Origin of the sequence: Bacillus sp. TSO22 (assembly GCF_020223595.1) — a bacterium.
Classification (GTDB): Bacteria; Bacillota; Bacilli; order Bacillales; family Bacillaceae; genus Bacillus; species Bacillus inaquosorum.
This window is the reverse complement of sequence record NZ_JAHAWO010000018.1, coordinates 1-570: the sequence shown is the minus strand read 5'-3', so window position 1 is coordinate 570 and position 570 is coordinate 1. Positions and strand designations below refer to the sequence as shown.

At 50.7% G+C, this 570-nt stretch carries 5 tRNA genes; all 5 read right to left on the bottom strand.

Annotated features, from left to right (window positions below):
* Nucleotides 1-49: 49 nt before the first annotated feature.
* Nucleotides 50-124, bottom strand: a tRNA-Gly gene (locus KHQ79_RS22085).
* A gap of 40 nt (nt 125-164) precedes the next feature.
* Nucleotides 165-247 (bottom strand) — tRNA-Leu (locus tag KHQ79_RS22080).
* Nucleotides 248-254: 7 nt separating this feature from the next.
* Nucleotides 255-330 (bottom strand) — tRNA-Lys (locus tag KHQ79_RS22075).
* 37 nt (nt 331-367) lie between these two features.
* A tRNA-Thr gene (locus KHQ79_RS22070) sits at nt 368-443 on the bottom strand.
* Nucleotides 444-447: 4 nt separating this feature from the next.
* Nucleotides 448-523 (bottom strand) — tRNA-Val (locus KHQ79_RS22065).
* Nucleotides 524-570 lie beyond the last annotated feature (47 nt).

Genomic DNA, 570 nt, shown 5'->3' with positions numbered 1-570 from the left:
AAGTCCTGTGTGTCTGCCAATTCCACCACCCCGGCGTGGATGGTATAGTTGGAGCGGAAGACGGGATTCGAACCCGCGACCCCCACCTTGGCAAGGTGGTGTTCTACCACTGAACTACTTCCGCAGACAGGATGTCCAGTTTTTATAACCGTTATCCTATATAATGCGGGTGAAGGGACTTGAACCCCCACGTCATAAAGACACTAGATCCTAAGTCTAGCGCGTCTGCCAATTCCGCCACACCCGCGTAAAAATGGTGAGCCATGAAGGACTCGAACCTTCGACCCTCTGATTAAAAGTCAGATGCTCTACCAACTGAGCTAATGGCTCTTCTTACAAGAGACTTGAGTATTATATCATATAAAAGTGGTGCCGGCAAGAGGACTTGAACCCCCAACCTACTGATTACAAGTCAGTTGCTCTACCAATTGAGCTACACCGGCAAAATGGTGGAGGATGACGGGCTCGAACCGCCGACCCTCTGCTTGTAAGGCAGATGCTCTCCCAGCTGAGCTAATCCTCCATAATTGCACTAGCGTGCAATTGCTTGGCGGCGTCCTACTCTCACAG